General features: G+C 65.6%; 19 protein-coding genes and 1 pseudogene. 11 read left to right on the forward strand and 9 right to left on the reverse strand.

The annotated features are described in order from the left end of the window. A pseudogene (locus tag ABWP89_RS16190) lies at positions 1 to 496 on the reverse strand (inositol-3-phosphate synthase); the annotation flags it as partial. 245 nt (positions 497 to 741) lie between these two features. Here ABWP89_RS16190 and ABWP89_RS16195 point away from each other — a divergent pair. Beyond that, the gene (locus ABWP89_RS16195; RefSeq protein WP_353230588.1) at positions 742 to 1674 is read left to right on the forward strand and encodes a CDP-alcohol phosphatidyltransferase family protein; all 933 of its coding nucleotides are present in this window, start codon (positions 742 to 744) and stop codon (positions 1672 to 1674) included. On the opposite strand, the gene ABWP89_RS16200 is transcribed toward ABWP89_RS16195, so the two are convergent. Together ABWP89_RS16200 and ABWP89_RS16205 are read right to left on the reverse strand one after the other, a co-directional pair. Next, positions 1671 to 3023, reverse strand: a complete 1353-nt coding sequence (locus tag ABWP89_RS16200; RefSeq protein WP_502915313.1) for an MFS transporter — start codon at positions 3021 to 3023, stop codon at positions 1671 to 1673. The genes ABWP89_RS16195 and ABWP89_RS16200 overlap by 4 nt on opposite strands. 218 nt (positions 3024 to 3241) lie before the next feature. Continuing rightward, the gene (locus ABWP89_RS16205; RefSeq protein ID WP_353230590.1) at positions 3242 to 4060 is read right to left on the reverse strand and encodes a hypothetical protein; all 819 of its coding nucleotides are present in this window, start codon (positions 4058 to 4060) and stop codon (positions 3242 to 3244) included. Positions 4061 to 4144: 84 nt separating this feature from the next. Here ABWP89_RS16205 and lipB point away from each other — a divergent pair, with 84 nt between their 5' ends. Together lipB and ABWP89_RS16215 are read left to right on the forward strand one after the other, a co-directional pair. After that, positions 4145 to 4831, forward strand: a complete 687-nt coding sequence (gene lipB, locus ABWP89_RS16210) for a lipoyl(octanoyl) transferase LipB (protein WP_502915308.1) — start codon at positions 4145 to 4147, stop codon at positions 4829 to 4831. A 14-nt stretch (positions 4832 to 4845) separates the two neighbouring features. Next, entirely contained in the window at positions 4846 to 5169 is a 324-nt protein-coding gene (locus tag ABWP89_RS16215; protein WP_353230592.1) for a hypothetical protein, read from the forward strand. On the opposite strand, the gene ABWP89_RS16220 is transcribed toward ABWP89_RS16215, so the two are convergent. Together ABWP89_RS16220 and ABWP89_RS16225 are read right to left on the reverse strand one after the other, a co-directional pair. Continuing rightward, positions 5166 to 6059: an HpcH/HpaI aldolase/citrate lyase family protein gene (locus ABWP89_RS16220; RefSeq protein WP_353230593.1), complete on the reverse strand. Its 894-nt coding sequence runs from the start codon at positions 6057 to 6059 to the stop codon at positions 5166 to 5168. The two genes, ABWP89_RS16215 and ABWP89_RS16220, sit on opposite strands and share 4 nt — an antisense overlap. Beyond that, positions 6056 to 7177, reverse strand: coding sequence for an alkene reductase (locus ABWP89_RS16225; protein WP_353230594.1), 1122 nt, complete (start codon positions 7175 to 7177; stop codon positions 6056 to 6058). The genes ABWP89_RS16220 and ABWP89_RS16225 overlap by 4 nt, the downstream gene beginning before the upstream one ends. Positions 7178 to 7270: 93 nt before the next feature. Here ABWP89_RS16225 and ABWP89_RS16230 point away from each other — a divergent pair, with 93 nt between their 5' ends. Further along, the gene (locus tag ABWP89_RS16230; protein WP_353230595.1) at positions 7271 to 8188 is read left to right on the forward strand and encodes a DMT family transporter; all 918 of its coding nucleotides are present in this window, start codon (positions 7271 to 7273) and stop codon (positions 8186 to 8188) included. A gap of 15 nt (positions 8189 to 8203) precedes the next feature. Here ABWP89_RS16230 and nadA read toward each other — a convergent pair whose 3' ends face one another. From nadA to ABWP89_RS16250, 4 genes are all read right to left on the reverse strand, one after another. Further along, on the reverse strand, positions 8204 to 9190 hold the full coding sequence (nadA, locus tag ABWP89_RS16235; RefSeq protein ID WP_353230596.1) for a quinolinate synthase NadA: 987 nt from the start codon (positions 9188 to 9190) through the stop codon (positions 8204 to 8206). A gap of 36 nt (positions 9191 to 9226) precedes the next feature. Next, the gene (locus ABWP89_RS16240) at positions 9227 to 10189 is read right to left on the reverse strand and encodes an MBL fold metallo-hydrolase (protein WP_353230598.1); all 963 of its coding nucleotides are present in this window, start codon (positions 10187 to 10189) and stop codon (positions 9227 to 9229) included. Positions 10190 to 10270: 81 nt separating this feature from the next. Next, on the reverse strand, positions 10271 to 10777 hold the full coding sequence (locus tag ABWP89_RS16245; protein ID WP_353230600.1) for a DUF1465 family protein: 507 nt from the start codon (positions 10775 to 10777) through the stop codon (positions 10271 to 10273). 128 nt (positions 10778 to 10905) lie between these two features. After that, complete coding sequence (locus ABWP89_RS16250) at positions 10906 to 11103, reverse strand: YdcH family protein (RefSeq protein WP_353230601.1); 198 nt, start codon at positions 11101 to 11103, stop codon at positions 10906 to 10908. 309 nt (positions 11104 to 11412) lie between these two features. Here ABWP89_RS16250 and ABWP89_RS16255 point away from each other — a divergent pair, with 309 nt between their 5' ends. The 7 genes from ABWP89_RS16255 (at position 11413) to ABWP89_RS16285 (ending at position 20639) form a co-directional block, all read left to right on the forward strand. Then, positions 11413 to 11571: a YdcH family protein gene (locus tag ABWP89_RS16255; RefSeq protein ID WP_353230603.1), complete on the forward strand. Its 159-nt coding sequence runs from the start codon at positions 11413 to 11415 to the stop codon at positions 11569 to 11571. Positions 11572 to 11773: 202 nt separating this feature from the next. Further along, positions 11774 to 14053: a phosphoenolpyruvate--protein phosphotransferase gene (gene ptsP, locus ABWP89_RS16260; RefSeq protein WP_353230628.1), complete on the forward strand. Its 2280-nt coding sequence runs from the start codon at positions 11774 to 11776 to the stop codon at positions 14051 to 14053. 168 nt (positions 14054 to 14221) lie between these two features. Beyond that, on the forward strand, positions 14222 to 15313 hold the full coding sequence (locus ABWP89_RS16265) for a helix-turn-helix domain-containing protein (RefSeq protein ID WP_353230604.1): 1092 nt from the start codon (positions 14222 to 14224) through the stop codon (positions 15311 to 15313). 103 nt (positions 15314 to 15416) lie between these two features. Continuing rightward, positions 15417 to 16511 (forward strand): tetratricopeptide repeat protein, encoded by a 1095-nt coding sequence (locus ABWP89_RS16270; RefSeq protein ID WP_353230605.1) that lies wholly within the window; start codon positions 15417 to 15419, stop codon positions 16509 to 16511. Beyond that, a complete protein-coding gene (gene tilS / locus ABWP89_RS16275) occupies positions 16480 to 17550 on the forward strand; it encodes a tRNA lysidine(34) synthetase TilS (RefSeq protein ID WP_353230607.1) in 1071 nt (356 codons plus the stop codon). The genes ABWP89_RS16270 and tilS overlap by 32 nt, the downstream gene beginning before the upstream one ends. Before the next feature lie 133 nt (positions 17551 to 17683). Then, positions 17684 to 19636 (forward strand): ATP-dependent zinc metalloprotease FtsH, encoded by a 1953-nt coding sequence (gene ftsH, locus ABWP89_RS16280; RefSeq protein ID WP_353230608.1) that lies wholly within the window; start codon positions 17684 to 17686, stop codon positions 19634 to 19636. A gap of 22 nt (positions 19637 to 19658) precedes the next feature. After that, complete coding sequence (locus ABWP89_RS16285; protein ID WP_353230609.1) at positions 19659 to 20639, forward strand: quinone oxidoreductase family protein; 981 nt, start codon at positions 19659 to 19661, stop codon at positions 20637 to 20639. Positions 20640 to 20646: the final 7 nt, after the last annotated feature.

Consider the following 20646-nt stretch of genomic DNA (forward strand, 5'->3'; position numbering starts at 1 on the left):
GCATGCAGTTGACCACCGCAACGCCCGCTTCCAGCGCACATTCCATATAAAATTCAGTGGCAGTCTGCGAACCGACCGGCAGAAAGTTCAACAGCACTTCGGCGCCGGTCGCCTTCAGCGCGGCGACCATGCTGTCGTGCGTCGCTTCCTCGGCGTCGGATACGACAAACCCGCGTTCGCCCATTCCGGTCATGTGATCGGCGACCCCGTCAAGGATCTTGCCCATGATCACCTTGTTGCCGATCTGCGGCACATCGGCATGGAATACGGCGGTGCAATTGGGTGCAGCAAAGATTGCCTCACCGATATCCTTGCCCACTTTGCGCGCATCGACATCGACGCCGAGCACGAATTCCACATCTCCAGCGCCATAGCCACCGATCCGATCATGGATCAGCCCACCGGCCGAATTGTTCTGACGGTAAAAGTAAACCCCCTGCACCAGCGAACTGGCGCAGTTGCCCACACCGATCACCGCGACCTTGATTGGCTTCATGTAAGCACGCCCTCTTCGACAGGCACCGGTACGAGGTGCTGTCATCAAAGTGCCTTAGTTTGCGAAATTATGCCGGATTGCAAGCGGAATCCCCTGCCCGTCAAGCAAGCCCGGTAAACCGGTCCTGTTTTGAGCCGATTTTGCCCGTGTGCCCGAACCGCGGTAGCCTCGGCCCACAAGCCCGCCTATGGTTGCGTGCCGGGGATGGGACACCCGGTACCGACCCGCAAAGGAATGACGCAACCATGGCGACAGCAACCCGCGAACGGCCGCGCCGCCCGCGCGAATTGCAGGATTCGCTCAACCACTATCTGTATCACCCGCTGGCCTGGCGGCTGGCGCGGGTGCTGGCGCCCACGCCGATTACCCCCAACGCGGTGTCGGTCATCGGCGCGCTGTTCGTGGTGGCGGCGGGCACCATCTATTGGCGGGGCCCGGCCTGGGGCCTGATCTGGCCGTGGGGGCCACTGCTGGGCTGTGCGCTGCACATGACCTGGCATGTCGTTGATGGCGCCGATGGCGATCTGGCGCGGTTGACCGGGCGATCAAGCCCGCTGGGTGAACTGGTGGACGGGATTTGTGATTATTCCAGCCATGTCGTGCTGTATGTCATGATGGTGGCGGTGCTGGCGCCGGCGATGGGTTGGGGCTGGGCCTGGTTCTGGGCGCTGCTCGCAGGGGGGAGCCATATTGCGCAGGCCAATTTCGTCGAGGCGCAGCGCCGGTTCTATCAGTACTGGACCTATGGCGTGCCCTGGCTCAACAATTCGGCGCAGGACAATGCCGCGCTGTTCAGCGACCAGCGCGGGCTGGCGTGGTTGTTGCGCGGTGTGGTGCGCGGATATTTGCGGCTGGCATCGGGGATGAGCCCGCATGCGATGACCATCGACGCGGCGGTGACCCGCGCGATCGCCGATGATCGCGCCGGTAATGGCGCCGCGCTGTTGCGAATCCGGGCGGAGGTGCAGCGCGAACAGCGGCCATTGCTGTTCCTGCTCAAATTCCTCGGCCCCAATCCGCGCGCCATCGTGCTGGGCGTGGCGATGCTGCTGGGCAGCCCCTTGTGGTATTTTGTCTATCAGTCGCTGGCGCTCAATGCCTTGCTGGTGTTCGCGGTCCGCCGCGAAGATGCCGCCGCGTTGCGCGTGGTGGAAAGGCTTGGGCTGAAACCCGTCTAACCCGCACGCCCGGCCCTGCGATCGCGCGCCAGCAGCAGCAGCACGATCACCACCAGCGCCTCGATCAGCGCCCACACCATCCACGGCGAATGGTTGTACAACCACACGCCGATCGCCGGCGATACGATATAGGCGGAACCATTGACCGCCGCGACTATGCCCGCGGCCTGACCCTGTTCGGGCAGCGACACCGCCAGGCTGATGCCAGAGGTGAACCCGGGGCGAAACAGCCCGAACCCCACCGAACAGATCGCAAAACCCATGGCAATGGCATGCAGGTTCTGCCCCAGCGCGACGGGCAACGTGCCGACCACCACCAATGCCATGCCGATCACCGTGGACAGCCGCGGGCCCAGCGCCAGCATCGGGATCAAGCCCCATTGCGCCAGCAGCATGGCGATCGCCCCGCACATCAGCACCAGACCGATCGGGCCGGCAGCGGCATCGGGCTGGTGGCGCAGCCCCAACCGGTCAAGCAACATAAACCCGATCACCCCCAGCATGATCGATTGCGCCTGCCCGCCCAAAGTGCCGGCAATCAGCCAGGGACGGATGCGCGGATCGGCCCAGCGCAAACGGCCATCGGTCGTGCCGGGGCGGCCAGACTCATCAGCACCATCCGCGCCATCCGCATCGCTATCGGTGGCATCGATCCCGCCAGTCCAGCTGTCGGCATGTTCGCCAAACGCCTGCACGCGGCCCGCGCGCGGGGTTGCCGCCGCAGCGGGCGGCACATGCGGTGCGCCATGTTCCAGCGCCATTTCACCATCCTGGGGCGAATCATCGGGCAGCCGCAGCCGCAGCAGCATCAGCACCGCCAATGCCCCCAGCGTAAAGCCGGCAAACGGCCCGATCAGGCCGATGCCCGGCAGGATCAGCAGCGGCGCCAGCGCCGGCCCCAGCGCGGTGCCCAGGCCAAAGCTGGATGCTACCATCGACAGCGCCTTGGTGCGTTCGGCGCGGCTGGTGCGGCTGGCGACATAGGCCTGCACCGCCGGCGGCGCCGCCGATCCGAATGTGCCGTACAATGACCGCGCCAGCGCAAACAGGATGATCGCGGTCATCCCGCCGACAATGCCCTTCAGCCCGGCCAGCAGCGCCGCACCGCACAGCGCAAATGACAGCGCAAAGGCGCCCAGCCCCAGCGCCATCATCGCCTTGCGCCCGCTCTGGTCGGATCGGCGCGCCCAGAATGGCGCCATCACCATCCACAACAGCGCCGACCATGAATAGGCCAGGCTGACCCAGACATCGGCGATGCCAAGATGAGTGCCGATCGACGGCATCACCGATTGCATCGCGGTGTTGCCTGCCGCGGTAATCAGCATCACCGCAAACAGCAGCGCCATGCGCCCCTGCGGCAGGCCGGGGGTGGCGGTTTCTGGCTGAAACTGGCTGTTCGCCCGGTCCATTTTGCAGTTCCCGATGGTCTGTCCGCGGCAGCGACAGGTCTGCCCGACCGGCACCCGCGCCGATCACCGCGTGCCCGGTAATCCGGTTGCGGTGCGCTGGCAATGGTCGGGGAAGGGGTTTGGGCCTGCGGGCAGGGCAGGCCCGTGGGATATGGTCAGCGCGGGGTAAACGGGCTGATCGCCGTATCGGCGCCATCGACCGGCCCCAGCTGATGCCAGGTCGATGCGACCATCGCCGCAAAATAGGTATGGCCCACCGCCAACAGCACTGCGCCGACCGCCTCACCAATCAGCCGGCGGGTTTCTTCATTGGCCAGGTTGGCCAGCGCCAGCGCCGCGCCGATCGAAACCAGCGCATAGACCACCACGAACAACGCCAGCGCGGGCCCGAAAAACAGCAGCAGCGCGGTAAATTTTCCGCGCGTCAGCGTCAGCGCGCCGGCAATTGCGCGAATCGGGTTGCGCAGCCGCCTGGCGACCATTTCCGGCCCGATCAGCACGACCCGCACCAGCGGATAGACCATCAGCACCAGCGATGCGGCCACCGCGGCCGGTTGCGGCAGCACCAGCGACAATCCGGCAATTGCCGTAATCCACAACATGGTCAGCGCCACCGCGATGATCATCTGCGCCAGCATATAGCCTGGCAACAGGCGCGCAGCCTGCACGATGGCTGTGCCCACGGTGGGGCGATCGGGGTCAATCAGAATCGCCAGCAGGGTCAGAAATCCCAGCACCAGCGGCAGCGACAGCACAATCAGCAGCGGGCCGGTGGCAGAATAAAACCGCAGCACCGCATCGGCCATCTGCTGCTGGTCCATGCCCTTGGTCAATTGCGGAACCGGCAGGACCACCGCCCCGATCAGTTCGGGCAGCAAAAAGAACACGCCGGCGACCGCGACCAGCATGTCGCGGTTGGCGCGCACCATGCGCTGTGCGCCGTGCCATGCGGCGCTGCTGTCAAGGATTGCCACGGATCATACTCTTGCTGGTCATGCGGCGCTTGTAGTGCATCGCGCCAAGGTTGGCGAACCGGTTTTCGCAAACGCTGCTTGCCTATGTCCGGCGGCAGCGTCAAAGCGGCGGGGATGAGCCCGGATATCGACATTCAGGTGGAGGCCGCGCCGGTGCCCTATCGCACCGCGCTGGGCACGATGACCGCGCGCAATGCCGCGATTGCCGATGGCCAGGCGCGCGAACTGATCTGGCTGCTGGAACATCCGCCGGTCTATACTGCGGGCACCAGCGCCGCCCGCGCCGAACTGCTCGATCCGCGCTTTGACGTGGTGGAGGCCGGGCGCGGCGGGCGCTATACCTATCACGGCCCGGGACAGCGCATCGGTTATCTGCTGCTCGATCTGCGCGGCCGGTCGCGCGATGTGCGTGCATTTGTCCACGCGGTCGAAGGCTGGGTGATCGACACGCTGGGCGATGTGGGAGTGGTGGCCTGGCGCGCACCTGGGCGCATCGGCATCTGGACACGCGGGCCCGACGGTGCCGAGGCAAAGGTGGGCGCGATCGGCATCCGCGTGCGGCGGTGGGTGACGATGCACGGTTTTTCGGTCAATCTGTCCCCCGATCTGGCGCATTTCAGCGGAATCGTGCCCTGCGGCATTGCCGATCACGGCGTGACCAGCCTGGCCGATCTGGGGCTGGAGGTTAGCGCGCAGACATGGGATAAGGCACTGCTGGCCCGGCTGGAGCCATTTTTGGCCGCGCTGGACTTGCCCGATCGACCGTTATGATGGAAAAACCTGCTGTGATGTCTTCGCCCGGCCTGTCCATCCGCATTGTTACGCTGGCGATTGCGGTGTGCACGCTGTCGGTGACGCTGGCGGCCTGTAGCAAGGCGCCCGAAGCGTCAGCGGGCAAGGCTGCCGGCGCGCAAGTGTTGCCGGGCACCATCAGCGATGCCATGCCGAACCTTGATCGTTCGCAGGCGCAACCGCTGTTGCAGGCCGCGCCCGCCGCCATATCTGCCGCGGTTGACCCCGGTGCCGATGCGGCCAGCAATTCCGCCGCTGACCCCGTGGACCAAAGCGCCCCCGCCGACCCGGCCAAACCGGAAAAGCCCGCAAATTAAGCGGTGGTTTCCGCCGCAAGTCCCAGCAGCGCGCGCGCCTGGCGTAAGTGCGGCTGGTCGATCATCCGGCCGTTGATTTGCAGCACGCCGGCGCCGGGATTGGCGGCAAAGGCATCGACAATCGCCTGCGCCTCGGCCAGCGCGGCCGCGTCGGGGGCAAACGCGCGGTTGATCACCGCCACTTGCGCCGGGTGAATCGCCAGCATCCCGGAAAATCCATCGGCCGCCGCCGCTGCTGCCGCCTGCGCCAGCCCGGCTTCATCGCCAAAATCGGCATGCAGGGTGTCGATTGCCCAGGCGCCCACCGCATGCGCCACCAGCAGGGTCTGGGCGCGGACCATGCGGAACGCATCGGTCCAGCGCCCGTGATCATCACGCTTGCGCGTCACGCCCAGTGCCGCACCCAGATCTTCGGCCCCCCAGGTCAGCCCGGCCAACCGTGGCAGGACCGCCCCGCAATAGGCGGGAATGGTGACCGCCGCCGCCGCGGTTTCGCTGACCAGCGCGATGATCCGGGTGTGCCCCGGGGGCAATCCATGCGCCGTTTCCAGTTCTGTCAGCACATCGCTGATCTGCGCAATCTGGGCCGGGCCGGCCGCCTTTGGCACCATGATCCCGGCCGGCCGGCCGCCGATCACGGCGGCCAGGTCAGCGCGCCACAGCCCGGTGTCGACCGCATTGATGCGCACCCATACCTGACCTGGCGCCAGCCCGTGCGCGCCATCAACCAGCCACGCGCCAGTCACCGAGCGTGCGTGTTCCTTGCGATCGGCGGAGACCGCGTCTTCCAGATCGATGATCACCGCGTGCGCGCCGGTGGCCTGCGCCTTGGCCAGCTTGCGATCGCTGTCACCGGGGATGAACAGCCACGAACGCGGGATCACTGTCATGCCTCGGCGTCGGCAGTGACGTCGGCAGTGGCTTCGGACAGGGTCGGATAATCGATATAACCCGCTTCACCGGGGAAATACCACGATTGCGGCACATTGACGTTGGGCGCAAAGGCCGCGCCCACGCGAATGCGTTCGACCAGATCGGGGTTGGAGATGAACGGGCGGCCAAAGCTGATCGCGTCGGCGCGGCCAGAGGCGACATCGGCGGCGGCCTCTGCGGCAGTGTAATCGCTGTTGAGCACCAGCGGCCCGGTATAGATCGACCGGATCAGCGCATCCTGCTTGGGCACTTCGGTCGCGCCAAAGGTGCCGCCGGGGCCAGGCTGGCGCAATTCCAGGAAACCGATGTTCAGCGCCTGCAGCACGCGTGCGGCCTGCCCGAACAATGCGGCCGGATCGCTGTCATCCGCGCCTTGCGAATCGCCATTGGGCGACAGGCGCACGGAAACGCGGTCTGCGCCCCAGATCGATACCAGCCGCTCCGTCACTTCGCGCAGCAGCCGCGTGCGGTTTTCCACCGACCCGCCGTAATCATCATCGCGCAAATTGGTGCTGTCGCGCAGGAACTGGTCGATCAGATAGCCGTTGGCGCTGTGCAGTTGCACTCCGTCAAACCCGGCCAGCTTGGCGTTTTGCGCGGCATGGCCATAATCGTCGATCAGCCGCGGCAGTTCATCCAGCCGCAGCGCGCGCGCGGTCTCATGGTCCTTGCGGCCTTCGGGGGTGTGCGCATGGCCGGGCGCGCGGGTGGCCGATGCCGAAACCGCCGGTTCGCCATCCAGAAAATACGGGTGCACGATCCGGCCCATGTGCCACAGTTGCAGCACGATGCGCCCGCCGGCCGCGTGCACCGCATCGGTCACCGGTTTCCACGCTTCGGTCTGTGCGTCGGTCCAGATGCCGGGGGCATAGGGCCAGCCAGCGCCTTCGCGGCTGATGCCGGTGGCCTCGCTGATGATCAGCCCGGCGCTGGCACGTTGCGCGTAATAGGTCTGCATGATCGCGGTGGGCACGCCATCGGCGCCGGCGCGGCCGCGCGTCAGCGGGGCCATGACAATGCGGTTGGGCGCGGCAATCGCGCCAAGCTGGATCGGCTGAAACAGTGAATCGACCATGGACATGCCTTCTTCTGAATGGGAAAGGATTGAGGTCGCGCTTGCGTGAGACCCGTCTTCATTTGCAACCTGAATTAGGCAATGGTGCCCGTCATGACAACCGCCAGCGCGGCACAAAAAACTGCTTCGGGTCAAACCCCCGCTTTATCCGGTGCGGCTGCAACTGGCGGTGCCCGGTGGTTTGCCGCGTTGCTGGTGGGGTGCCTGGCGCTGGCGATCGGGCCGTATTTTGTGCGGATTGCCGATTGCGGACCGGTGTCGGCGGGATTCTGGCGGCTGGTCCTGCCGCTGCCGGTGCTGGCGCTGCTGGCCCGGCGCGCGCACCAGCCGTTGATGGGCCATTCAACGCGCACCATGGCAGTGCTGGTGCTGGCGGGGCTGGTGTTCGGGCTTGATCTGGCGTCGTGGCATCTGGGGATTGATCGTACGCGGCTGGGCAATGCCACGCTGTTCGGCAACGTCGGCAGCATTTTCCTGATGCTGTGGGGGCTGGTGGTGGCACGCCGCCGCCCGCGCGGCAACGAACTGGCCGCGATCGCCTGTGCGCTGGCGGGCGCGGCGATCCTGTTGGGGCGCAGCCTGGAAATTGCCACCGCCACATTGATCGGCGATTTGTTGTGTATCCTGGCTGGTCTGTTTTATTTCAGCTACTTCGTCTGCCTCAGCGGGGTGCAGCGCACCGTCGGCGGCTGGCCGCTGGTGTTTTACACCGGGGTGTTTGCCGCCCCGGTGATGGCGGCCTGCGCGCTGTGGATGGGGGAACCGTTGTGGCCGCATATGTGGTGGCCGGTCCTGGCGCTGGCGCTGTGCAGCCAGATCATCGGGCAGGGGCTGCTGGTGGCCGCGCTGCCGCGGTTTTCACCGCTGGTGATCGGGCTGGCGCTGCTGACCCAGCCGGCGGTGTCGGTGGTGATCGGGCTGATTGCGTTTGGAGAACGTCCAACGCTGCCCGACGGGATCGGCATGGTGCTGGTCGCCGGCGCGCTGGTTATCGCGCGGGTGCGGGATTAACGCGCGGGTGCGGGATTAACGCGCGCCCAGATCGCCTTGTCCAACGGTGCCGGCGGCCATGGTCAGCATCGCATCCAGGCTCTTTTTTGCCGCCAGCCGCAGGTTTTCCTCGATATGCACGGCCGGGGTCAGGTCGCGCAGCGCCAGGTACAGTTTTTCCAGGGTGTTGAGCGCCATATAGGGGCAGATGTTGCAGTTGCAGTTGCCATCCGCGCCGGGCGCACCGATGAAGGTCTTGCCCGGCATCGCCAGTTCCATCTGGTGGATGATGTGTGGTTCGGTCGCCACGATCAGCACTTGTGCCGGCGTGGTGCGTGCATAGTTCAGGATGCCGGTGGTCGATCCGACATAATCGGCATGGTCGATGATATGCGGCGGACATTCGGGGTGCGCCGCCACCGGCGCACCGGGATATTGCGCCTTCAGCTTGATCAGCTCGGTTTCGCTGAATGCCTCGTGCACGATGCACACGCCGGGCCACAGCAGCATGTCACGCCCGAATTTGCGGTTGAGATAGCCGCCCAGGTGCCGGTCGGGCCCAAAGATGATTTTCTGTTCGGGCGGGATCTTGGCCAGGATCGTTTCGGCGCTGGAACTCGTCACGATCACGTCGGACAGCGCCTTAACCTCGGTCGAACAGTTGATATAGGTCAGCGCGATGTGATCGGGGTGTGCTTCGCGGAACGCACGAAATTTGTCGGGCGGGCACGAATCTTCCAGGCTGCAGCCGGCATCCATGTCGGGCAGGATCACGGTCTTGTCGGGGCTGAGGATCTTGGCGGTTTCGGCCATGAAACGCACGCCGCAAAACGCGATGACGTCGGCATCGGTGGCCGCGGCTTTGCGCGACAGTTCCAGCGAATCGCCGATATAATCGGCCAGATCCTGAATTTCCGGGCGCTGGTAATAATGCGCCAGGATCACGGCATTGCGCTCTTTGCGCAGCCGGTTGATTTCGGCACGCAGGTCAAGGCCGGATAGCGATGCGGTCTGGGCGGTCATGGCAGGCGTCCCGTATGCTGTGAACTTTGCGGCGATCTAGGCGGGTGTTGCGTCGGGGGCAAGCGGGTCGGCGGCCAGCGCGTGCCAGCCTGCCTCATCGGACAGGACGCGCGCATGCCGTTGCAGATCGATCAGGTGCGCCAGCACCGACCGGCCGGCGGCACCGTGCAGCCGCGGATCCAGCCCTTTGTACATCGCCGCCACCAGATCGGGGATGGTGTGCGTGCCAGCATTCAGCAGCGTCATGATCTGGCGTTCGCGCTGGCGGCGGTGTCCGATCATCCCGCGCACAAACTGGCGCGGATTGTCGATCTGCGGGCCATGCGCGGGATAATAGACGCGGTCGTCACGCGCCTGCAGCAGCGCCAGGCTGCGCATATAATCGCCCATGTCGCCATCGGGCGGTGATACCACGCTGGTCGACCAGCCCATCACATGATCGCCGGTGAACAGCGCCCCGCTTTCCAGCAGGGCATAGCAAAGGTGGTTGCTGGTGTGGCCGGGCGTGGCCACTACCGCGATTGTCCAGCCGTCGCCCGACAGTTGCTCGCCATCGGTGAGTACGCGATCGGGCTGGTAGTCGTGGTCGAACGCGGCATCGGCGCGCGGGCCATCATCGTCAAACGCCAGCGCGGCACAGCCGATGATCGGCGCGCCGGTCGCGGCCTGCAACGCGCGGGATGCGGGGCTGTGGTCGCGGTGGGTGTGGGTGCACGCAATCGCGGCCACCCGCGCCGGGCCGATCGCGGCCAGAATCGCCTCGACATGACCATCGCCCCGGGTGTCGGCATGGCCAGGTGCGCCACTGTCGGCTGGGCCAGGATCGATCACCAGCACGTCCGCACCGGTACCAACCAGATACGTCTGCGTGCCGGTAAAGGTATAGGGCGATGCATTGGGGCCCAGCACGCGCCGTACCAGCGGTTCCATCCGCACGGCCCGGCCGGTTGGCCAGGTTGCAGGATCATGCGGATTTTCGATGGCAATGGTGTCGGACATGGCGCCAAGATGGGGCCTGGAGTTGCGCCGCGCAACTTTTTCGCGCGGGATGCTGGCGAAATATGTGCCAGTGCGCGGGCTTCAGCTCGCGCGCAGCGTGCTCTGCGCCAATCGCTCGCGCAGCCGTTCGATCGCACCGGCCGCCGCCGCCCCATTGTCGCGCCACGCCAGTTCCAGCCGCTGGATGCGGGCGTAGAGCCGTTCGCTCTGTGCCACCAGATCGGCCAGATCGGCGGGCAGGCGGCTGACAATCGATGCGTCGCTGGCGGGAAAATGGCTGATCAGCCGGCCATGGCGCCGCAATTGCACGGTGCTGATCTGACCGGCCAGCCACGCACGATGGTTCAGCAGCCAGGCCAGGCAATGCATCACCCGCGTGGTGGTGCGCAGTGCCTCGCACGTCACTTCGACCATGTGCACATGGTCGGGTTCCGCCGCGGCCGCGGTGGCAAGGCCATGACCATGGGACTGGTCGCCGGCGCGACTGCGCAACTGGTCAAACCGCGACCGCGCGGCATCGGCCAGCACCAGCGCCTCGGTATAAAGCGCCTCGATCACGCGCGGATTGATGTCGGCCACTCTGTGCATGGCGGGGCCATAGCGGCGGGTATGGTCAGGGCTCAACCGGGTACAAACACGCGGCGCGGGGTTCGTCCCGGTTTGGCACGCCGGCAAAGCGCCCCAGGGACCAGCTGCACCGCGTCAAACCACGGCAATCAGGCAATAATATCGGGAATCAGATGGTCTTCGATCATCGTGATCTGATCGCGCAGGCGCAATTTGCGTTTTTTCAGCCGGGCAATCTGCAACTGGTCGCTGACCCCGGCTGCAGTCAGGGCATCGATCGCGGCGTCAAGGTCGCGATGTTCCAGGCGCAGCCCGGCCAGTCGCTTGCGCATTTCGTCTTCGGTCACCCGGGGCTCACTCCTTGGTGCGCGGATGATCGGTCCGCGCGTGATCAGTCCGCCACGGACCGTAGCACGCTGCGCCGCCGTTCGTCACCGGCAGGTTGACAGATCCTTGCGGACTGTCCTGCAAACACTGCGTACCGGCGCGTCAGCGCTTGCAAGATACGGCGAATGTGGGACCATGACAACGCGCCCTGGTGCATCCGTCCATCCGGACGAGTCGGCACTGCGGCGCGACCTGCGCTCTGCCGGCCCTCGCCTGCAGGGTACCGGCCTGAACGTCCATGAACACCACGTCCCTTATGGAGGCACTGGATGGAATCGTCGCACCTCAACGCACTGCAAACCAAGCATGCCGGACTCGAAGCCCGGATTGCCGAAGAACGGGCGCGCCCGTCGCCCAACGACGTCGTGCTGAAGGACCTGAAACGGCGCAAGCTGAAGATCAAGGAAGAACTGTCGCAGCTGCATTGACGCTGCGCATTCGGGATGGTTCAGGCGGCAGATGGGTCTGTCTTGCCGCCTGGCCAGGCCATTTCCATCGACCACTTGTTTCATCGGCGGGCAAAGCCGCAGATGCAGGCGCGCGCCGATACGGTGCGCTGCGATCAACGCACCCCCAACCTTCGATTTGGCAACCGCTTGCAAAACGTAAGGCATGCGCTAGGCCATGGTGATGGTTCCGCAGTCCGCCGCTGTCGCCGCCCGGGCGATCCTGACCTCACTGCACGAAATCATGGCATCGCGCAGTGGCGCGCAGGCCAAGCTGAACCATGTCGTCGAGGTGATTGGCGAAAAGCTTGATAGCGAAGTCTGCTCGATCTACCTGCTGCGCGAAGGCATGCTGGAACTGTTTGCCACGCGCGGGCTGAACCAGTCGGCGGTGCACGTGACCCGCATGGCCGTGGGCGAAGGCCTGGTCGGCACGATCGCGATGAACATCGAAACGCTCAACCTGGCCGAAGCTGCGGCGCACCCCGATTTTGCGTTTCGGCCTGAAACGGGCGAGGAACGCTTTCATTCGTTTGCCGGGGTGCCGATCGTCCGCCGCCAGCGCGCGGTGGGCGTGGTCGCGGTGCAGCATGTCGAACCGCGCCGCTATGAAGAGGTGGAGATCGAGGCGCTGCAGACCGTGGCGATGGTGCTGTCGGAACTGATCGCCAATGCCGGGCTGATCGATGAAGACGACCAGCTGGGGCAGGGCAACCTGCCGACCGGCCCGGAACGGTTGCAGGGCATGGCGCTGGTCAAGGGCATCGCCACCGGCATCGCGGTGTTTCACCAGCCGCGTGTGACGATCGAACACATCGTGGCAGACGATACCGAGGCAGAGCGCCAGCGCGTCTATCTGGCATTCGACAAGATGCGCGAACAGATCGACCGCATGGCCAGCCAGGCCGAATTCGGCGCCGGCGGAGAGCACGAGGAAGTGCTCCAGACCTACAAGATGTTCGCCTATGATGAAGGCTGGGGCCGGCGCATCAACGAAGCGATCGACAGCGGCCTCACCGCCGAAGCCGCGATCGAACGCGTACAGCAGCGCACCCGCATGCGCATGCGCCAGATCGATGATCCGCTGCTGGCCGATCGCATGCACGATCTGGAGGATCTGTCGAATCGCCTGCTGCGCACCGTGTCCGGCCAGCTGGGGACCGCCGCCAGCCTGGGGTTGAAGGGCGATGCGATCCTGGTGGCGCGCAATCTTGGCCCGGCAGAACTGCTGGAATATGACCGTCGCCGGCTGAAAGGGGTGATCCTGGAAGAAGGATCGCTGACCGCGCACGTGGTGATCGTGGCGCGGGCGATGGGCATTCCGGTAATCGGACGCCTGCGTGGTCTGCGCGGAAAGCTGCGCGAAGGCGATCAGCTGCTGGTCGATGGTGATCGCGGTGTGGTCGATATGCGCCCGACCCCCAGCATGCTCGAAGCGTTTGAGACACGCTTTGCCAAAAACCGCGAACGCCAGGCGCATTATGCGGCGATGCGCGCGGTAGAGCCGGTGTCACGCGATGGCCAGCGCGTTACGGTGATGATCAACGCCGGTCTGCGCGATGACATGCCGATGCTGAACCTGACCGGGGCGGACGGGATCGGGCTGTTCCGCACCGAATTTCAGTTTCTGGTATCGGCCACGCTGCCCGCGCGCGAACGCCAGACCCGGCTCTATCGCGATGTGCTCGATGCTGCGGGCGATCGCCCGGTGGTGTTTCGCACGGTCGACATCGGCGGCGACAAGGTCCTGCCCTATTTGCGTCATGACGAAGGCGCGCTGGAGGAAAACCCGGCGATGGGCTGGCGCGCGCTGCGCGTGGCGCTGGAACGCGACGGGCTGTTGAAAGTGCAGGCGCGCGCATTGTTGGAAGCGGCCGCCGGGCGTACGCTCAACGTGATGTTCCCGATGGTGACCGAACCGTGGGAATTCGATGCGGCCAAGGCCGTGTTTGAAAGCCAGCTGGCGTTTTTGAAGCGGCGCAAGAAAGTCCTGCCCGAGGCGATCCGCTATGGCGCCATGGTAGAGGTGCCGGCGATCGCCGAATGGCTGGACGTGCTGGCGCCGCGCCTGTCATTTCTGTCGATCGGCACCAACGACCTTACCCAGTTTCTGTTCGCCGCCGACCGCGCGCATCCGAAACTGGCCGAACGCTATGACTGGTTGTCGCCGGCGATCCTGCGGTTTCTGTCGCGCGTGGTCACCACGGTGGCGCCGCACGGGACCGACATTACCGTCTGTGGCGAAATGGGCGGCCGCCGGCTGGAAGCGCTGGCGCTGCTGGGCCTGGGCATAACCCGGCTGTCGATCACCCCGGCGGCGGTCGGCCCGATCAAGGAACTGGTGAGCCAGGTCGATCTGGGCCAGATTCGCCAAAGCATGGCTGGCTGGCTTAAAACCCCGCCCGAAAATATGCGTGCAACGCTGACCGCATGGGCCGCCGACCACGCCATCGATTGCGATTGATTCGGCATTTTTGGTAACCGTTTGCGGTCAATGCCCGGGCTTCGCGGCGTTCACGGCGCGGTGCGGCGCAAACACCCGCTGCAAATACGTGTTTCCCGTTGACTTTCTGCCGATTGCAACCAAGCCTTTGCGCCAGAATATCACCGGTCCAAGGGTTGCCAGAACATAATGAATCAAGCGCATGACGCCGTACCCCCAGACGGCGCGCCGGAAGGCCATGACGATGGCCCTGCGCGCGACGGTCCTGCGCCGACTGCCGCGCCGGACGCCCCGCCGCTGATCCTGCCCACCACGGTCAGTGCACGGTTGCGGCTGGCGCGCGAATCGCTGGGCCTGACCACGGCGCAGGTGGCCGCGCGCACCCGGATCACCATCCGCCATATTGAGGCACTCGATCGCGGCGATCTGGCCGCATTGCCCGGCCGCCCTTATGTGCTGGGCTTTGTGCGCAGTTTTGCGCAGGTGGTAGGGCTGGATGCAACCGCGATGGCGGCGATGGCGCGTGCCGAAATGGATGCAGGCGTGCCCCGCCCGGCGCCGCGGATGGTCCACCAGTTTGATGTGGACGATCCGGCCAAGACCCCGTCGCGGCTGATCACCTGGATCGCGTTGGGGCTGTTTGTCGCAGTGGTCGCGCTTGGCGCGTTGTTCTGGCGCAGTTATTATTGGCCCGACGCGGTGCTGCCGCCATTGGTTGTGCCTGACTCGGCTACACCTGCCGCACCGGTGCAGGCCGCGCCGCATACGGTGGCTGCCCCGGCCATTCCCAATGGTCCGGTGGTGTTTACCGCGCGTGAAAATGACATCTGGGTCAAATTCTATGACGGGCACGGCGTGCAATTGCTGCAAAAGCAGCTGGCCCAGGGCGAAAGCTATACCGTGCCAGCCGATGCGGTCGATCCCAAGCTGTGGACCGGTCGGCCTGATGCGCTGACCATTACCATCGGCGGGCAGGCGGTGCCGCCGCTGGCCGACCATCGTGGCATCATGCGTGATGTGGCGGTAACCGCACAGGCTTTGCTGGCGCGTTCGCAACCACCCGCCCCCGGTGCGGGTGTTCCCGTGGCAAGCGCCAGTCCGGCGAATGACGGAACGGGCGCGCGCGCGCCTCACCGTCGGCCCCGAATGGCCGGTGCGGGCCGTGATCCCGCGCCGAACCCCACCGCTGCGGCGGTACCGCTGCCACCCGCAGCGACGACAACCACGCCGCCCCCGGCCCCACCGGCCGTTGCGGCATCAACAGCGGGAACGGTACCCTGATAACCGTTATGCGCCTGCTCGACTTCGGGGTGACCGTGCGGCACTATGGTTGCACATATCCGGCCCTTCGCGCTGGCCTTCGACGCATTGGGAGCCCCCACCCATGACCAGAATTATGAACACCGGTACCGCGCGCCGACATGGCTTCCCCTCACTGCTTCCGACGCTGCTTCCGACCCGATCCGGGCTGGTGCTGCTGATCGCCGCTGCAGCGGTTCCTGCGCTGGTGCCGGTCGCCGCACGCGCCGACACCGCCGGTGCCGCCAGCGAAACGCCAGAGGTGCGTTTGCGCCGGATCGAAGGCGAAATGCGCGCGTTGCAGCGCAAGGTCTTTCCCGACGGGGCAGGTCGGACGTTCGCGCCACAGATCGCGCCGGGCGACACGACTGCGCAGGCTGCTGCGCCATCGGGCAATTCCGCGGTGCTGAGCGATCTGATGGTGCGGATGGATGCGATCGAATCGCAGATCAAGGCGGTGACCGCCACCAGCGAAGACCTGCAGAACCAGCTGAGCCGGATGGATGGCCGGATCAGCGCGATTGAAACCGCGCGCGCCACCACCGCCACCGGCACTGCCGCGCCATCTGTCGCCGCTGCCGATGACAGCCCCGCCGCTGCACTGCCGGTTGCCCCGGTGGCGGTTGTCGTCAAAGACAGCACCCCAGCAAAAAGCGTGGCTCGGGCCAAGGACGCGCCCAAACCGGCCCCGGCTGATGCCGCGGCCAAACCGGCGTCGGCCAACCCGTCAACCCCCGCAGCGGCGGACCATGCCGCTGCGATTGCCGCGATCGAACGCCCCAACACCGACGACAAGGGCGAGGATACCTACACCTATGGCTATCGCCTGTGGGAGGCAAAGTTCCTGCCCGAAGCCGAAGCCGTGCTGCTGGAATTCGTGTCGCACAACCCGAAGCACAAACGGATCAGCTATGCCCGCAACCTGCTCGGCCGCGCCTATCTTGATGACAACAAGCCTGGCGCGGCGGCGCAGTGGTTTGTGCAGAACTACCAGGCGGACAAGGCGGGCGATCGTGCTGCCGACAGCCTGTTGTACCTGGCCGTGGCGATGACCCGGCTGAAAGAGGTAAAACGCGCGTGTATTGCGCTGGGTGAATTTCACCAGACTTATCCGGCCGAATCCGATGGCCGGCTGAAAGGCCAGTACGATGCCGTCACCAAAACGGTGGCCTGCCATTGATGTTGCGGCAGGGGACCCAGCGCTGCTGACCGATCAGGTCGCGCACACGCCCGAATCCGTGTTTGCGCAAGATTGGGCACAGCTGTGGCCTCCACCGCCCTCCACCGGCGCTGCAGACCGGTTCGGGCTGGCGGTGTCGGGCGGGCCTGACAGTCTGGCATTGCTGGTGTTGGCACAGGCGGCGTTGGGTGCCGACCGCATTGCCGTCGCCACGGTTGATCACGGCTTGCGCGCCGACAGCGCGGCAGAGGCCCAAGGTGTTGCGCAGGTGTGCAACGCGCGCGGGATTGCCCATACCACGTTGACGCTTGCGCTGGCGCACGGTGCGGCAGTGCAGGAACGCGCCCGCACCGCACGCTATCACGCGCTGGCCGGCTGGGCCGGCGCGCTCGGCCTGTCGGCGCTGGTCACCGCGCACCATGCCGATGATCAGGCGGAAACGCTGATCATGCGGATGAATCGCGGTGCCGGTCTGCGCGGGCTGGCGGGCATCCGCCCGCGCGCAACCGTTCCTGGGCATCCGCTGCCGCTGTTGCGGCCTTTGTTGGCGTGGCGGCGGGCGGATTTGTTGGCTGTGGTGGACCACGCCGGACTGGTCGCCAAGGACGATCCCTCCAACCGTGACGCGCGGTTTGAACGGGTGCGGGTGCGCGCCGGGCTGGCGTCTGCGCCCTGGCTGCAGCCGGCCGGTCTCGCGGCCGCTGCGATGCATCTGGCGGAGGCGGATGCCGCGCTGGAATGGGCGACGGACCAGGCCTGGGCCCGGCTGATCATGCAAGGTGACGGTACCATCGTGCTCGATCGTGGCGTGTTCGATCGCGGCGCGCATGATCCGGCACTGCCCCGTGCGCTGGCGCTGCGCGTGCTCGAACGGGTCATTGCCCGATTGGGCGGTGCGGGGGTCACGCGCGGAGGCGATGTGGCGCGCTGGCACGACCGGCTGACCGCTGGCGAAGTCGCCACTTTGGCGGGTGTGCGCGGGGATGGGCGGGGTCGGGCGTGGCATTTTGCCCCCGCACCGCCGCACCGTGGCGTCTGAATGACCGCACACCATCTCCATCTACGACGAAATTCGTGATTCTGGTTATATTGCCATTCACCAGCGGCAACCTACATTGGGCACACACCGTCACGGGGGTCGAGTCCGTCCGTGCGACTGAAAGCGACAAGCGATGAACGACGATTCTCCGCAAACCAATCCCTGGATCAAGAACCTGCTGGTGTACGGCGGGATTTTTCTGGCGCTGCTGCTGGTGGTGTCGATGTTCAGCGCGCGCAATGAACCGACGGGGACGACCATCCCCTATTCCGATTTCCGCGCCCATGTCGCCTCTGGCGATGTGCGCAAGGTGCAGGTCGGGACCGAGCGGATTACCGGCACTCTGAAAAATGATCAGCAGTTCCAGACCGTGCCGATCCCGGGCGACACCGACCTGGCCAAGCTGTTGCAGGACAAGGGCGTTCAATACGACGGCAAGGCGGTCGAAGAACCCAACGTGCTGCTGTACATTCTGGCCAATTCACTGCCGTTCCTGCTGATTTTGGGCATGGGGTTCTTTGCGCTGCGCCAGATGCAAAAGGGTGGCGGTTCGGGCGCCATGGGGTTTGGCAAGTCCAAGGCGAAGCTGCTGACCGAACGGTCGGGCCGGGTGACCTTTGACGATGTCGCCGGCATCGACGAAGCGCGTGAAGAATTGCAGGAAATCGTCGAATTCCTGCGCGATCCCACCCGCTTTTCGAAGCTGGGCGGCCAGATTCCAAAGGGCGCACTGCTGGTCGGCAGCCCGGGCACCGGCAAAACGCTGCTGGCACGCGCCATCGCGGGTGAGGCCGGGGTACCGTTCTTCACCATTTCGGGTTCGGATTTTGTCGAAATGTTTGTCGGCGTTGGCGCCAGCCGCGTGCGCGACATGTTTGAACAGGCCAAAAAGAACGCGCCATGCATCGTGTTCATCGATGAAATCGACGCGGTCGGCCGCCATCGTGGCAGCGGCCTTGGCAATTCGAACGACGAACGCGAACAGACGCTGAACCAGTTGCTGGTGGAAATGGACGGTTTTGAAGCCAACGAGGGCATCATCATCATCGCCGCCACCAACCGCCCCGATGTGCTCGATCCCGCATTGCTGCGTCCGGGCCGGTTCGACCGCCAGGTGGTGGTGCCGATCCCCGATATCGAAGGCCGCGAAAAAATCCTGGGCGTGCACATGAAAAAGGTGCCGCTGGCGCCGGACGTCAATCCCCGCGTGATCGCGCGCGGCACGCCGGGCTTTTCGGGTGCCGACCTGGCCAACCTGGTCAATGAGGCTGCGCTGCTGGCTGCACGCCGCAACAAGCGGCTGGTGGCGATGCAGGAATTCGAAGACGCCAAGGACAAGGTGATGATGGGCGCGGAACGGCGTTCGATGGTCATGACCGACGACGAAAAGAAGATGACCGCCTATCACGAAGCGGGCCACGCGCTGGTGTCCGTACACGAAGCTGCCAGCGACCCGATCCACAAGGCCACGATCATCCCGCGCGGCCGGGCGCTGGGTATGGTCATGCGGCTGCCGGAACGCGACAGCTATTCGTACCACCGCGACAAGATGCTGGCCAACCTGTCGGTCAGCATGGGTGGCCGCGTCGCCGAAGAGGTGATTTTCGGCCACGACAAGGTATCGTCGGGCGCCTCGTCGGACATTCAGTATGCGACCGGTCTGGCGCGCAACATGGTCACCCGCTGGGGCATGTCGGCCAAACTGGGGCCGTTGCTGTACGAGGAAAGCCAGGAAAGCTATCTCGGCGGCGGCATGTCGCAGCGCACAATGATGTCCGATGAAACCAGCAAGCTGATCGACAGCGAAATCCGCACGCTGGTCGATGATGCCTATGCCCGCGCGCACGCCATCCTGAAGGACCATCAGGACAAATTGCATCTGCTGGCCAATGCGCTGCTGGAATACGAAACGTTGACCGGCGAAGACATCCGCAAGCTGATCGATGAAGGCAAGCTCGACCGGCCGGACAGCCCGGCCGACGATGCACGGCCGCCGCTGCCGCAAACGGTGTCGGTGCCGCGCGCCGGGCGTCGGTTCGTCGGCGTTGATGCCGGGGCCGCCACGCCGCAGCCGCTGGGCGCCTGATCGCGGGCGCAGGCGCAACACGATGAGCCACAGCACCGAGGCGATCGTGTTGCGCCAGCCCGGCGGGCCGTCGGCGCTGGTGCTGGAACCGGTCAGCGTGCCCGCGCCTGGCCCGGGGCAGCTGCTGATCCGGCAAACTGCGGCTGCGGTCAATTTTCACGACATCTATGTCCGCTCTGGCGCGTACAAGACGCTGGACCTGCCAGGCATCCCCGGGCTGGAGGCGGTCGGCCGGATCGAAGCGCTGGGCGAGGGCGTCAACGACTTCGCAGTCGGTGACCGGGTGGCCTATATCGCCCGCAATTATGGCGGCTATACCCGGCTGCGCGTGCTCGATGCCGTGCTGGCGGTGCCGGTGCCGGCGTCGCTTGACGATGGTGTGGCCAGCGCGTGGTTTCTGAAAGGTCTGACCGCGCAGGCGCTGGTCGATGCGGTTGAACCGGTCCATCCGGGCATGGTGGTGCTGGCGCAGGCGGCCGGGGGCGGGGTTGGGCAATGGGTCGCACGCATGGCAAAGCTGCGCGGCGCAACCGTGATCGGCACCGCCGGATCGCCCGAAAAGCAGGACATTGCACGCGCCGCCGGTTGTGACCACGTGATCGCCTATCGCGTGTCCGACGTGGCGGCGGCGGTGATGGATGTCACCGATGGCCGGGGCGTCAATGTGGTGTTCGATGCGGTCGGCAAAGACACCTTCGAAGGTTCGCTCGCCGCGCTCGCGCTGAAGGGCCACCTCGTCCATTACGGCCAGGCCTCTGGCCCGATTCCGCCGTTTGACTTGTCGCGGCTGGGCGCGCGATCGGCCAAGGTATCGCGCCCGTTCCTGTGGCCCTATATTCAGCCGCGCGAAAAACTGCTGTCGGCGTCCGCTAGCCTGTTTGCGGCGATGGTCGCGGGCGACCTGCCGCTGACACTGGGCGGGCGGTTTCCCCTGGCCGAGGCCGGTGCCGCGCATGCCGCGCTGGAATCGCGCGCGGCTGGCCCGTTTGTGCTGGACTGCTGAACAGCGC

The sequence above is a fragment of the Novosphingobium sp. genome (assembly GCF_040398825.1).
Classification (GTDB): Bacteria; Pseudomonadota; Alphaproteobacteria; order Sphingomonadales; family Sphingomonadaceae; genus Novosphingobium.

Bases quoted from the DNA above. Each gene is read 5' to 3' on its own strand.
- ABWP89_RS16195 (WP_353230588.1), top strand. From the start codon at position 742: ATGGCGACAGCAACCCGCGAACGGCCGCGCCGCCCGCGCGAATTGCAG.
- ABWP89_RS16200 (WP_502915313.1), bottom strand. From the start codon at position 3,023: ATGGCGCTGCTGTTTGCGGTGATGCTGATTACCGCGGCAGGCAACACC.
- lipB (WP_502915308.1), top strand. From the start codon at position 4,145: ATGTCCGGCGGCAGCGTCAAAGCGGCGGGGATGAGCCCGGATATCGAC.
- ABWP89_RS16220 (WP_353230593.1), bottom strand. From the start codon at position 6,059: ATGACAGTGATCCCGCGTTCGTGGCTGTTCATCCCCGGTGACAGCGAT.
- ABWP89_RS16225 (WP_353230594.1), bottom strand. From the start codon at position 7,177: ATGGTCGATTCACTGTTTCAGCCGATCCAGCTTGGCGCGATTGCCGCG.
- ABWP89_RS16230 (WP_353230595.1), top strand. From the start codon at position 7,271: ATGACAACCGCCAGCGCGGCACAAAAAACTGCTTCGGGTCAAACCCCC.
- nadA (WP_353230596.1), bottom strand. From the start codon at position 9,190: ATGACCGCCCAGACCGCATCGCTATCCGGCCTTGACCTGCGTGCCGAA.
- ABWP89_RS16240 (WP_353230598.1), bottom strand. From the start codon at position 10,189: ATGTCCGACACCATTGCCATCGAAAATCCGCATGATCCTGCAACCTGG.
- ABWP89_RS16245 (WP_353230600.1), bottom strand. From the start codon at position 10,777: ATGCACAGAGTGGCCGACATCAATCCGCGCGTGATCGAGGCGCTTTAT.
- ABWP89_RS16255 (WP_353230603.1), top strand. From the start codon at position 11,413: ATGGAATCGTCGCACCTCAACGCACTGCAAACCAAGCATGCCGGACTC.
- ptsP (WP_353230628.1), top strand. From the start codon at position 11,774: ATGGTTCCGCAGTCCGCCGCTGTCGCCGCCCGGGCGATCCTGACCTCA.
- ABWP89_RS16265 (WP_353230604.1), top strand. From the start codon at position 14,222: ATGAATCAAGCGCATGACGCCGTACCCCCAGACGGCGCGCCGGAAGGC.
- ABWP89_RS16270 (WP_353230605.1), top strand. From the start codon at position 15,417: ATGACCAGAATTATGAACACCGGTACCGCGCGCCGACATGGCTTCCCC.
- tilS (WP_353230607.1), top strand. From the start codon at position 16,480: ATGCCGTCACCAAAACGGTGGCCTGCCATTGATGTTGCGGCAGGGGAC.
- ftsH (WP_353230608.1), top strand. From the start codon at position 17,684: ATGAACGACGATTCTCCGCAAACCAATCCCTGGATCAAGAACCTGCTG.
- ABWP89_RS16285 (WP_353230609.1), top strand. From the start codon at position 19,659: ATGAGCCACAGCACCGAGGCGATCGTGTTGCGCCAGCCCGGCGGGCCG.